Source organism: Flavobacterium johnsoniae UW101, from assembly GCF_000016645.1.
GTDB classification, from domain to species: Bacteria; Bacteroidota; Bacteroidia; order Flavobacteriales; family Flavobacteriaceae; genus Flavobacterium; species Flavobacterium johnsoniae.
Genome location: NC_009441.1, coordinates 4,236,066 through 4,248,247, shown reverse-complemented (window position 1 = coordinate 4,248,247; position 12,182 = coordinate 4,236,066). Strand labels below are relative to the sequence as shown.

At 36.8% G+C, this 12,182-nt stretch carries 11 protein-coding genes; 7 read left to right on the top strand and 4 right to left on the bottom strand.

Annotation, left to right across the window (positions count from 1 at the left end; all coding sequences use genetic code 11):
• Window positions 1-67 precede the first annotated feature (67 nt).
• On the bottom strand, window positions 68-1,459 hold the full coding sequence (locus FJOH_RS18390) for a RagB/SusD family nutrient uptake outer membrane protein (protein ID WP_123875702.1): 1,392 nt from the start codon (window positions 1,457-1,459) through the stop codon (window positions 68-70).
• 16 nt (window positions 1,460-1,475) lie between these two features.
• Window positions 1,476-4,511 (bottom strand): SusC/RagA family TonB-linked outer membrane protein, encoded by a 3,036-nt coding sequence (locus tag FJOH_RS18385; RefSeq protein WP_012025537.1) that lies wholly within the window; start codon window positions 4,509-4,511, stop codon window positions 1,476-1,478.
• A 509-nt stretch (window positions 4,512-5,020) separates the two neighbouring features.
• Here FJOH_RS18385 and FJOH_RS18380 point away from each other — a divergent pair.
• Window positions 5,021-5,350 (top strand): hypothetical protein, encoded by a 330-nt coding sequence (locus FJOH_RS18380; RefSeq protein WP_012025536.1) that lies wholly within the window; start codon window positions 5,021-5,023, stop codon window positions 5,348-5,350.
• 20 nt (window positions 5,351-5,370) lie between these two features.
• Here FJOH_RS18380 and FJOH_RS18375 read toward each other — a convergent pair whose 3' ends face one another.
• Window positions 5,371-5,547 (bottom strand): histone H1, encoded by a 177-nt coding sequence (locus tag FJOH_RS18375; RefSeq protein WP_012025535.1) that lies wholly within the window; start codon window positions 5,545-5,547, stop codon window positions 5,371-5,373.
• Window positions 5,548-5,611: 64 nt separating this feature from the next.
• A complete protein-coding gene (locus FJOH_RS18370; RefSeq protein ID WP_012025534.1) occupies window positions 5,612-7,288 on the bottom strand; it encodes a helix-turn-helix domain-containing protein in 1,677 nt (558 codons plus the stop codon).
• Between the two features lie 331 nt (window positions 7,289-7,619).
• Between FJOH_RS18370 and FJOH_RS18365 the strand changes: the two genes are divergently transcribed.
• The 6 genes from FJOH_RS18365 (at window position 7,620) to FJOH_RS18340 (ending at window position 12,168) form a co-directional block, all read left to right on the top strand.
• Window positions 7,620-8,318: a hypothetical protein gene (locus FJOH_RS18365; protein ID WP_012025533.1), complete on the top strand. Its 699-nt coding sequence runs from the start codon at window positions 7,620-7,622 to the stop codon at window positions 8,316-8,318.
• Window positions 8,319-8,610: 292 nt separating this feature from the next.
• Window positions 8,611-9,498, top strand: a complete 888-nt coding sequence (locus tag FJOH_RS18360; protein WP_044047858.1) for a helix-turn-helix domain-containing protein — start codon at window positions 8,611-8,613, stop codon at window positions 9,496-9,498.
• A gap of 34 nt (window positions 9,499-9,532) precedes the next feature.
• On the top strand, window positions 9,533-10,732 hold the full coding sequence (locus FJOH_RS18355) for a hypothetical protein (protein WP_044047856.1): 1,200 nt from the start codon (window positions 9,533-9,535) through the stop codon (window positions 10,730-10,732).
• 203 nt (window positions 10,733-10,935) lie between these two features.
• A complete protein-coding gene (locus tag FJOH_RS18350; protein ID WP_123875701.1) occupies window positions 10,936-11,394 on the top strand; it encodes a hypothetical protein in 459 nt (152 codons plus the stop codon).
• Window positions 11,395-11,554: 160 nt separating this feature from the next.
• Entirely contained in the window at window positions 11,555-11,857 is a 303-nt protein-coding gene (locus FJOH_RS18345) for a DUF4134 domain-containing protein (RefSeq protein ID WP_235023030.1), read from the top strand.
• A complete protein-coding gene (locus FJOH_RS18340; protein ID WP_012025528.1) occupies window positions 11,857-12,168 on the top strand; it encodes a DUF4133 domain-containing protein in 312 nt (103 codons plus the stop codon). The genes FJOH_RS18345 and FJOH_RS18340 overlap by 1 nt, the downstream gene beginning before the upstream one ends.
• Window positions 12,169-12,182: the final 14 nt, after the last annotated feature.

Genomic DNA, 12,182 nt, shown 5'->3' with positions numbered 1-12,182 from the left:
AGTGGGACAGGATACTAACCAAAAAATGAAACAGGTAAACCTGAAAAAAGTAACGGCGGATATATAATTAATAACCTTCATTTTGCGGAAGTAGATTTGGATTCAACAATAGTTCAGATTCAGGTAAAGGGAACAATCGGTCAGAAGTATTCCATTGCGCTTTAACTGGGGATAATACCTCGTTGAGCCTGCCTGTTCTTTTAAGATCAAAAAAACGATGCCCGAATTCGGTGAACAGTTCAAGTTGTCTCTCCCTATAGACTGATTGAAGGATTTCTTCTGCGGTTACTGAAGCTGTGTTGGTAAGCCCGGCAAGATTTCTTGTTTTATTAAGATCTTCCTTGGCACCAATCAGGTCACCTGTATGCGCTCTCGATTCTGCCCTGATCAGATATTGTTCAGCAAGTCTAAGCACTATCGAGTATTCCATGGAAGCCGCTGTGCTGGACTGATTTTTATATTTATAAGCATGGTACCATGTGGAACTTCCGTTTGAAACTGTTTTTATCCATTGTACTTTTCTTAAATCTTCTGAAGTAAATGCATTATATAAATCTGATGAGACGGCAACCAAAGCAGGAGGACCCTGCAGAAAAACAAAGGAGATTCCTTCATAGGTATTTGCTCCTGTTGTAGCGGGGATGAACTGCCAGATTGTGGAGAGACTCTGTTTTTCGAAAAGATTATTTATGGACTGTGGCCATTTGTAAAGATCTGTTTGATTTAGCACTGCAGAGGCAGCATTTGCCGCCTCTTCCCATAATTCCATGTAAAGGCAGACACGGGCAAGTAGCGCTTTTGCGGCAAATTTGTTAGGTCTTGTACGGTCACTGCCGGCATATGCCTCCGGCAGAAGATCGCTTGCAAGTTCGAGGTCATTTTTAATTTTCTCGTAAACAGATTTTTCAGGCAGTCTTGAAACTGTACTGTTGTTTTTGTAATTTGTTGAGTTTATGTAGGGAATTGGGCCGAATGTATTGAGCAGATAAAAATGAATCAGGCTGCGGACAAAAATGGCCTCTCCCATTAGCTGCTGTTTATCGGCAGCTGAAAGCTTAGCTGATGCGCTGACACCCTCAATAACTGAATTTGCAGCATAAATCTGGCTGTAACTACTGTTCCATAAATCCAAAAGAGCAGTATCGGTCTGCATCAGCGTGTTATTATAAAAATTTGCCTGAATTGTTGCAGGACTGCCGTAAAAGCTCAGTTCATCAGCATACAGACCGAGTTGGACCGATAAGCCGGAAGTATAGCCTGTCAAGAGGCCTTTATCCCTCATTTTCGAATATATATCGACCATACCGGCTGTCGCAGTTGATTTTTCCTGAAATACAGCGGTTGCGGTTAATTGCGAGGAGGGAAGATCTACGTCGGTGAAGCCAGTACATGCTGAAAATAAAAAGGAGAAAGTAACACTGAGTAGTTCTGATTTTATAATGAATTTGATATTTTTCATGTTTAGAAGCATTAGATTAAAATGTTAACTGTATACTACTGGTGTAGATTTTTAAGGGAGGGAGATATCCGGTAGACCTGAATTCGGGATCAATACCTTTATATTTAGTGAAAGTCAGTACATTCTGTCCCTGTAGACTGAGCCTGCATGTAATTTTTTTGGTCCAGGTTTTTGGAAGCTCATAGGTTAAAGAAATATTCTTCAGGCGGATATAAGAAGCATCACTAATGGAAGCATCACTCTGTGTATACCTTAAGTAAGCCTGTAGTTTGGATGAGTTTGATACACTGTAACCCTGATAAGTGCCCTGATCCTTATCTTCGCTCTGCCAATGTGATGCAATACTGGTGGATTGATTGTTCATTGTACCGGGCATAGGCTGACCGTAGTTTTCATCATAATTTTCCTGTTTTACAAACTGGAACAGGAAATCCAATTCTAATTTATGGAAGCGTAGATGATTCTGCAGACCACCGTAATATTTTGGATTCAGGTTCTTAACTGTTTTTTTGTCTTCATTGGCCGTAAATACCCCATCACCGTTTACATCTTCAAATTGGTAAGTACCTGTAGCAGGATCAATACCTGTGTAATGGTATGCTTTTACTAAATTTAAAGGCTGTCCGATTACATATCTGTTTTTGTATGTGGAGACATCAAGTCCCGGAAATGAAAGCAATTCATTTTTAATGCTTGTCAGGTTAAAGTTTGTAGACCAGCTAAAATTATTGTTGATTATATTTTGAGTTTTCAGAGTGATTTCTATACCTGTATTCTGGACTGTGGCATCCAGATTTGCCTGAATGGAAGAAAAACCCGTTGTTCCCGGAAGTGGTATTCCGACAAGCTGGTTGGAGGATCGATTTTGAAACCATGCAAAACCAGCCAATATGCGGTCTTTAATAAAGCCTGTTTCAATTGCAAATTCTGCTTTTTTGTTGGTTTCCCATCCAAAATCAGCATTAAAAAGTCTGCTGGGCTGCATTCCGGAGATACCCTGATATTTGGTTCCGGATGTGTTGTACGTATCCATAAACTGATAGTCACCTATCTGGTCATTACCAGTTGTACCATAACTCATTCGTATTTTTCCAAAACTTAGGAACGAAATATTTTCATTCAGCCATTTGCTTTCACTGAATATCCAGGCTGCTCCTACGGCACCAAAGTCGGCAAACTGCCTGCCGGGACCAAAACGGCTGGAGCCATCTCTTCTTCCGGTGAAATTCAGGATATATCTTCCTGCCAAATTCAGATTTATTCTGGCGAAAAACGCCTGATATTTGTATATGGTTTCATCACTATTCAAAATTGTAGTTGTTGAGGAAGAAGCTGGGTTTGAGACTAGACTATTACTGCTGAATCCCCTGGATTGTGTAATGAGCTGATCTCCTTTTTGTTGCTGGAAGGTCGTTCCGGCCAGGGCATCAATTGTCATATTGCCGATGTTTTTTACCCATGATAATTTTGGTTCTACAATCCACGAATTACGATTTAAGACATTCGAAATAGCCAGTGAAGATTCAGTCCCCAGTCCGTAGGAAGGATTATAGATGGTCGATGGTTGCAGGTTGATTTGTTTCTGATCTAGATCTGTGTAACCAAAGTTGCCGCTTGCTGTGAAACCAGCTCCGAGTTCATAGGAAAGCGAAACATTAGCAAATAAATCGTAGGTATTTCCCTTTGTTTTTCCGTTCAGGATGGCCAGCGGATTTTGAAAGGTATTGTTTTCCCAATTCAGATTACCGGATTGATCGTATAATGCCGGTGCATTGGGAGAAAGCTGCAAGGCTGTCTGTGTAAAATCCACTAGGGGCATTGAACTAACCTGTGCAGTATAAACGGCTGAAAAATTGACCTTAAATCTTTTGTCTTCTGATTCATGATTTATGTTTGCCCTTCCGCCAGCTCTGATATAGTCAAAGCTTCCCGGAAATACAGTGGTTTCTTTGGAATAATTTCCACTAAGACGAAACTGAGTCTGTGCTGAGCCCCCTGAAAGTGTAGAGGTTAAATTGGTATAATCGGCAGTTCCTCCGATGAGTTCCCGCTGCCAGTTGGTGTTTCGATTTTGATCCCATGTGCCATTGATGTCATAGGCATTGGAGGGATACTGTGTTACACCGTCATTGGCAAAAGCTTCTTTACGCATCGCCAGATATCTTGGTGTATCGAGCACATCTTTATACCGGGTTACTCTTCCGATTCCATTTGAATAGTCAGCCGTGAAAGAGGTTTTACCGGCCTTGCTTTTTTTGGTCGTGATAAGCACAACACCATTAGCTCCCCGTGAACCATAAATAGCAGTTGCATCGGCATCTTTCAGTACTTCAATACTTGCTATATCCAAAGGATTTATGCTGTTAAGAGGGCTGTTCTGCTGTGGCATATTTGCTGAGGTGTAACTGCTTCCTATGCCTTGGGAAGAGTACGGTACGCCATCTATTATATAAAGAGGGCTGTTTCCGTCGCTTCTTAAACTGTTTATTCCTCGTATTTCTACCGTGAACCCACTGCCGGGCATACCAGTGTTTTGTACGATGTTGACTCCGGGCATTCTTCCCTGCATGGTTGCTAGCACATTGGTTACGGGCTGTCTTTTGATATCCCTGGAGGTGATTCGAGTGATACTTCCCGTCCGCTCTTTGTCCTTAACATAATAGTATCCAGCATTTATTTTTACTTCCTTAAGTGTTGTCGTATCGTAGTCTAGTGTAATGTCTATTTTACTATTTCCGTCTACTGGAAGGATTTTTGTTTTAAAACCTATGAAGGAAATGACAAGAGAATCACTTGCAGCTGCATTTATAAAATAATGACCGTTGTAATCGGTAATCGCTGAGAGGTTTGATTTTCCTTTGATAGTAATGGTCACACCAGGCAGAGGGGAAGTATGATCAGTGACGGTTCCTTCTACCTGATTCTGTTGATAAAAAGTGTTTAAATGCCTTTTTGAATTGTAGGCAAACGATGATGAAAAAGTCAGTAGCATACCCGTAAAAATTAGGCAATAAAGAGCTTTTCCATCCTTGTAAAATGAAAAATAATTCATAATATTGGGATTGGTTAGTTAAATGGATATTTGATTAGCTAAGGTCCTCTGCTCTAGTTTGGTCGCTGCAGTAGAGGGCCATTTTTTATGTATTAAGTAAACGGCTTAATAGCATAATCTTTTTTGGACTTTTTACAAATAGTGTAGTTTTAAATTAAACTGTTTAGTTTAATGCGAGACTTTTAGAGAGCAGTAGCTAAGAAAAGTTGAGAAATTTGTTTCGCCCTTTAAAAGGAGGCGTGGGTTTAAACTCAGCTTATAGCTCTCTAGGTACTGGTATACCATACGCGCAATAAGTGAGCCCACGCCATATGGCGTGAGCATTTGCACTTATCTTCCTGCGCGTATTAAAATTACCAGTTTTAGAGAGCAGGTTCAAAGCGAATGCTTCATTTTATATTATTTGAAGTATCGCAAATATATGTATTTGATAACAAATATAGAATAATATTTTGAATCGCACACTATCGTGTGCAGAAAAAATATAATTATTCAATTCTTTTGTCTTAATGGCTTTAAAAAATGAAAATAGCAAACCTGTCATGAAACCACAGAAAACGAAAGTATTTCTAGTGGATCAGCATGTTTGTAATTTTATAAAAGAAGAATGGATGAAGGATATTGATTCATTCAGAGATTGGGCAAGACAACATAACGTTCACGAATCGATAGCTCGAAAAATCAATCAAATAGAAGGTTATAAGATTCCGGTTTCTACTTTAAAAATTATTTGCTTTTATAGACAAATTACTTTAGCAGATTTTTTCAAATTAGTTGAAAATAAATATGGAGATGCAGAGGATAAATTTTATTACATAGAAAAAAAGAAAGATGTTTAAAACATCTTTCTTTTTTTTTTTTATTTTTTTGATTCTTCAATAGAAACTTTTCTGAACTCTTTTAAAAGTTTCTCAATTTCTAAAGATGCTTTACGAGCTCTTGCTCCAGCGGCTTTTACCCCTTTTTCTGAAAAAGATTCAGTTTCCGTTTTAAACGTTTCAATTTCTGCGTTGATTTTTGCAATAAGATCGTTCATGATAAATTGTTTTTTTAATTACGCGGGCAAATATATAATTTAAAAATTTGTTACAGTTTATACATCACAGACTTTCCGTTTTAAGCTGTTCGATAAAGTAAGCTGTCGGCATACCTGTTTTGGCTTTAAATAATTGCGCAAAGAGCTGTTTGCTGCCGAAACCAGCTTCTTCTGCCAACGCTACATTATTATATTTTCTTATTTTTTTGTTATTGTGAAGCAAGGCGATAATGTGTTCAATTTTCAGATCATTTATATAATCTTTGAATGCTTTTCCGCTGTAATGACGAATGATTCTTGATACATAGGTTTGATTTGAATTAAACATTACGGCCAATTTAGAGATAGTTAAATCCTTCTGCAGGAATTTTTTTTCGTTTTCAAATTTTTCCAGCTGTTTAATTATATAGGAAACCGTTTCAGGATTTATATCTGCCAGATTATCACCAGATGATCTGAATTTATCTTTAGGAGCCTTACCAGTATTCAACTGCAGCATTAACTGATCAAAGTTTTTTTTGTAAAGTCTCCTGTTTCTAAAGTGGTTAAAGGTCAAAAACAATGATAGCAAGAGCAGTGAAACTGCCAAACCTGTGAATGCATAAACTTGTTTTTTCTTTTTTATGAACTGCTCCTGGATTTGTTCTTTTTCAAAGATAAGCTCATTTGTGTCGTATTCCTTGTGCAGTTTACTTACCAAATATTTATAGGTTTCATTAAGGTAGTTATCTGCCAGAAGCAATTGATCAATACAATATAGTTGTAAATCCAAGTTGTTCTTCGTTTTATAATATTTGATTAATAATTCATAAGCCTCACGCAGATCAGGCCTGATATAGCCATGACTTTTATAAATTTGATCTACTTTTAAAAAATAAGAAACGGCATTTTCATACTTTTTTAATTTCCAGTAACTTTTGCCAATGTAAAAACAGCTTATAGATTCACTTGCAAAATCTTCATTTTTTTTGATCTGGTCTGATACTGATTTAAGATTTTTTATAGCATCATTGTAATCTTCCTTAAAAAATTGATTGACTGCTTCGGAATGGATGAAATAGGGGACCATGTCCTTATTTCCCAGCCGTTCGCTTTCGGATAGTCCTAAAAGATTGGTCTGGGTGCATTTGCCATAATTTCCAATTTTATTGTAGGCAAGTCCCAGGGCATGAAGAGAATTTAAATAGGGTCTTGCCCCCTCATTCTTAAAATGATCCACACACTCAGTCAATAAGGCAATAGCTTCATCATAATAACCTAAATAGGATTTAATAATGGCAATATTATACTTAACCTTATATTTTAAATACTGGTCCGAAGTTTTGGAAATGTATTTGTTTGCTTCTATGTAATTGTCTAAGGCCTCATGAAGCTCTTTTCTACTATAATATACAATCCCTTTGGACAGATAGGCTGAACCCAGTAAAGTATTCATACCTGATTTTTGTGCTTCCAATATCATGCTGTCAGCATAAATTAATCTTTGTTTTTCTGGCGATTCATGAAGGATATTTTGATAGCCATTGACAATTTCTGTGTAGTTCTGTTCTTTTTTTGCCTTATAGAGATACGTATACATATATATTGCAGCTTTTGTGCTATCTCCTTTGTAGAAGTAAATTTTATCGTCAAGATATTCATAGTTCTTGTTCCTTAAGGAATCAGGTATCTTGAAATTATTTCCTTGGGATATAATTAACTGAGTGGTAATAAGAAGAAAGAGATAGCGATGCTGAGTCATATTTGATGTTTTTGAGGCGAATCTTTCGTAAAAGGAGAATCAAACGCTATTCTAGTCTTATTAACGTCTCCATAACATAAAAGTAACATAAAATTTACATAAAACGCTGAATAGTAGTGGGTTAATTTTAAAAACAGGGTGTGGATTTACCGAAAATCCATACCTGATTTACCGAAAACCCACACTACTGAGCTTGTTTGACATTTTTGGCGAGAGTAGATTTGTTTCGAATTCAATAGCAAAATATCGGGCATCGTGCCGGATAGAGGTTCTGCTAATCCGGATGAAATGAACTGAGAAGAAATTCTTATTCACTTCAAACAAACAAATCATGAAAAATTTATTATTAACCAGTTTTGTATTTTTACTATTTACTGCCTGCTCAACTGACTCAGAAGCAGTAATTGACAAAAATCTAATTTCTCACTATGAAGATCTTGAAACCACTGGTGCTTCCGCATTGGGTTCCAAAAATCCTTTTGACAGCGCGGGTAAAGAATATTATAATATTTTACAGAACTTTTTAAAGGATAATAACACCCCTAATTCTGCAGCAGAAATCAATAACCAGATTTCATTTATATTGAGATTTTTACAAGGAAATTCCACTGCTAAAGCGGCTAATTTGGGATACTCGGATCAGGAAATTCTAGACATCTTAAACGATCCTGATACCAAACTTATTGAAATTATTCAAAATAGTTTTATAAGTTCATCGAGTAAAATAATGCTGACCACGTTTGTTCAAAATCTAATAGTCCAGCAAGATGCAGCATACGCTGTGGTAAGAGACTACATAATTGATTTTGATGCAGCTGTTGTGGAAAATACGGATTTAGATGCAGATGAAAAGGAAACCATACTTACCGTATCCACTATTTCAAGTTATGCACTGTTTGCCGAGGCCGAGCGCAAGGATCGCGACTGGGAAAAATCAGTGGGCACAAAACCTGCCCGACCTTTTTTCAAGAAGAACCAGGCGGCAGTAATCACAGTTATCGCTCTACTGCCTTCACTCATTAAAAACTGAAACAATTATAACTGAAAAATGAAACGTCGAACTATATTCTACACTTTACTTATCATACTGAATGTTGTATGTCTTTATTTTATAATCGATCTATTTAGTTATGATGAAATAGTGGAATACCTTTTAAACGGTGAGAAAAGAATAACCCATCCGCGAAAGCTGACCTATCTACTGTATATAACGACCTTATCAAATCTATATTTTATGGCCTTTACAATTATGGAAAGGGCTTTCGGCGAAAAGGATTAACCAAATTAACTCAATTTTAATTTTCAGTTTAAATGTAGAAATTATGATCAGAGATTTGATCAATACCAACCTGGATGATCTGCCCATTAGGGGATTAGCTATTCATATTATCAAAAATTATGTATCAAAATCCCCTGTGAGTGAATCATTTCGGGTATCAAACTATTCCATTTTATTAATTAAATCCGGAAAACTAACTGTCCAGTTTCAGAAGACTGATCAGGTTCTGGCAGAAATGGATCTGCTGGTGATACCAAGCGATTCATTTTGCAGCATCGTGCAGTTTGAAGGAAAGCTTCAGTTTTACCTGATCACTTTCAGCTTTGAATTCGCAATAAAAAATAGTTTGCGACAGGAACTAATTGAAGCCTTACACTTTATAATTACAAGAGCTTCAATTAAGATAAAATTGGATGAAAAGGAGATGTTAATTCTATCCTTGATATATAAAGTGCTGTATTTTGTCACCAGAGATCCAGCAGTTAGCGGTAATGATAATGAACTGCATGGTATAAGTTTTAACCTATTTATGTATGAACTGAGATTAATCTACGCAAAACATTCAAATGATTTTGCTCTGCAGTTTACGAGAAAAGAAAGTTTAATAATTCGATTTCTCACTATTTTGTCTATTCATTACAGAAAACAGCACAACGCCCAGTTTTATGCCGGCTCCCTTTTTGTTACAGCCGGCTATTTAAATCAAATGGTAAAAGAAATAACAGGTAAAACCGTTAAGAAACTAATTGTTGAGACTATCATTTCGGAAGCAGAAAAACTGCTCGAAGATCCGCATAATACTGTGTCTCAAATCGCTGAAGATTTGGAATTCACCAGTGCCAATAGTTTTACGGTCTTTTTTAAAAGGCATACCAATTTATCCCCATCTCAATATCGTTTAAGTGCAATGGAAAAAAATAAGACACGCTAGTTTCTGCTGCATAACTGTCAATCAAAACAGAAGTATGATGATTAGAAAATATCCGTTGGAATGGCTAGATGCTTTGATATTGCGTAACCTTGTCCAAAATCGTAACATTATTAATATTACGGAGCAAGAGTTAGCAATGATATGTGATGCCATACAGAAGGAAGCTCTCAATATTGAAATTCAGATAAAAGACGAGGTATTTGCAACGACAAAGAAAAGCGAGGTCAGGCTTTTGATCCGGAAATACCATTCCTATTTTATATTCCTGATTGACAAGATTGCAGAAAACAGAAAAAATGATCGGTATAAAACAAAAAGCATTCTGCAGATTTCACAAACGATAGTAGATACCTTATCGAATTTACTTTCTTTCATTGAAACCCGATTTGATGAATACCTTAGTCTCGATCAAAGGGTACCATTGACATATCTGCAGGTTTCCAGACGCGAGCTAATGCTCAGGCTTCGAAACATAAAAAAAATAGAATGCGATATCACTGAGGATTGTAAGACGCTGGACCTTATAATAGATAGTTTTAATCAGCACTTTCAATCTCGTAATGCTCCTAAAAGCACATATAGGCTGTTAAGATACCAAAAGAACCTGCTGCACCTCATAGAGAAATTCAATTTTGAGCGAAAGGATGGGAATTTTTTTTCGCTGTTAGATGAAAAGCTGATCAATCTTAATTTCAATTCAGCTGATTATTACAGTTATATCATCACAAGAATTGCAGCCCATTTGACGGCTAAAAATCAAAAATCTGGAAAATTAGCTTTTTTACTGATTGTTTTCAAAGAATTAAATCAGATCGAATCCAGCGAAAAGATTTGTTTCGATCCAGGTCAGAGTAATATAAAAGTTTCAGTAACCAACTGGATAAAATACGAAACTCAATATATTGAAAAAAGTATAGAGCTGAATATTGGCCAAAAAGAGATGACAGTATCGAAAGAGGAACTGCAGCACGATCTGCTGAAAGAAAAGGTGGAATGCATATTGTCAACAGATCAGATCGGATTAATTCTCCGGGCGGGGGATGAATCGAGAATATTAAAGGCAAAATCAATGAACCAGGTTTTCAAATCAATCGTTCCCTATCTGTCTACATCTCAGAAAAGGGATCTCTCGTACAAATCCATGAGAAGCAAATCCTACACTGCAGAGGAAAGGGACAAGGAAATTGCTATAAAGACCCTGGAGCGAATAATTAAACATATACAGCAATATTAATGGATTGATCTGCTTTTTAAACCTCCTTACGGAGGTTTTTTTATTTTCGTATTTCAGATAATTTGGGGAGCAACTTGGGGAGCAGCTAAAAGTTGTCCTTGTAGAAATTTTGTTCTTATCGTTCCTTTGACCTGTCAATAAATCGCAGAGTGCGTTGACGATTTAAAACAAGAGCTGGTGTGTAACGATAAATGAAGATGATTATGCTTTCAAATATTTCATGGGGTAACTATTTAGTTACAGTTTTAGTATTGCTACTGTTTTGGTACATTATTGTAATTCTTAAATTTTATTTAGCCCCCCTAAAAGAGCTGCTAAAGGGCAATACAAAATTAAAATTCTTTAAAACTCCAAAGGCTCCGGCAGATGAGCATTCAAAGGATTTATTCGGTGAATTTAAAGAGCCATTTGACACTCTGCAGGATGCAAGGGAACTCTATTATAAATTGGAAAAGGCAATTTCAGAAGCAGTACTAAATAATCTCTCTGGAATTGAATTCAAAAATTATGTGAAATTTATTCTTGACGAATATCCGTATGTGAGGAGATCTGCTCTTCGAGAGAAAATCAACAGCCTTATGGTCTCAGAATGCTCAAAGCACCCGCAGCTGATTTTAACTTACCCGGAAATGGATGGGTTGTGGGATGAGACCATTTCTTAAAAATTACAGAGGAATATTCCCCGTCCGCTCTAGTGCGGTATGGTAAAATGTGACAAGGAGAATAGCTGATGTGACGGCGGTATTCCTCTGTTTTTATATAGTAAATATAACCTTTAAATTATAAGTGATGAAAAAATGGAAATGGAAATTTAAGAGTTTGATGTATAAAATTAAAGGACTGGTAACTTTTATTCTTGTATTTATTATCAATGGTACGTCTTATGCCCAAGACGGGGTAGCCGGAATCAATGAGGCCAATCAGAAGGTAAGAAGCTACTTTGATGCAGGTACTGAACTGATGTATGCTGTCGGGGCGATACTTGGACTAATAGGTGCTGTAAAGGTTTATCAGAAATGGAATGCTGGGGATCCTGATACTGGTAAAGTAGCTGCAGCGTGGTTTGGAAGCTGTGTTTTTCTTGTCGTGGTAGCAACTGTCATTAAATCATTTTTTGGAGTATAATGGCAGTAAGCGTATACCAAATCAATAAAGCAATCAATAAAAGTATTGAATTTAAAGGACTAAAAGCACAGTACATCTGGTATTTGGGCGGAGGAGCTGTGTCCTTAATGATAGTTTTTGCAGTGCTCTATATAATTGGAATTCCGTCACTGATTTGTGTTGGACTAATTGGGATATCAGGAGTCATTCTGGTTGTTAAAATCTATCGGATGAGTAATACTTACGGAGAGTATGGAATGATGAAAGCGCTGGCTTCCAGACAGATCCCAAAATCTGTAAAAGTTCGAAGCAGGTCTGTTTTTTTAAAGTGATAGTCTTAAAACGT

Coding starts and splice junctions, on each gene's coding strand:
- FJOH_RS18345 (WP_235023030.1), top strand. CDS start 11,555: ATGTATAAAATTAAAGGACTGGTAACTTTTATTCTTGTATTTATTATC.
- FJOH_RS18365 (WP_012025533.1), top strand. CDS start 7,620: ATGAAAAATTTATTATTAACCAGTTTTGTATTTTTACTATTTACTGCC.
- FJOH_RS18355 (WP_044047856.1), top strand. CDS start 9,533: ATGATGATTAGAAAATATCCGTTGGAATGGCTAGATGCTTTGATATTG.
- FJOH_RS18380 (WP_012025536.1), top strand. CDS start 5,021: ATGGCTTTAAAAAATGAAAATAGCAAACCTGTCATGAAACCACAGAAA.
- FJOH_RS18370 (WP_012025534.1), bottom strand. CDS start 7,288: ATGACTCAGCATCGCTATCTCTTTCTTCTTATTACCACTCAGTTAATT.
- FJOH_RS18375 (WP_012025535.1), bottom strand. CDS start 5,547: ATGAACGATCTTATTGCAAAAATCAACGCAGAAATTGAAACGTTTAAA.
- FJOH_RS18340 (WP_012025528.1), top strand. CDS start 11,857: ATGGCAGTAAGCGTATACCAAATCAATAAAGCAATCAATAAAAGTATT.
- FJOH_RS18390 (WP_123875702.1), bottom strand. CDS start 1,459: ATGAAAAATATCAAATTCATTATAAAATCAGAACTACTCAGTGTTACT.
- FJOH_RS18350 (WP_123875701.1), top strand. CDS start 10,936: ATGCTTTCAAATATTTCATGGGGTAACTATTTAGTTACAGTTTTAGTA.
- FJOH_RS18360 (WP_044047858.1), top strand. CDS start 8,611: ATGATCAGAGATTTGATCAATACCAACCTGGATGATCTGCCCATTAGG.
- FJOH_RS18385 (WP_012025537.1), bottom strand. CDS start 4,511: ATGAATTATTTTTCATTTTACAAGGATGGAAAAGCTCTTTATTGCCTA.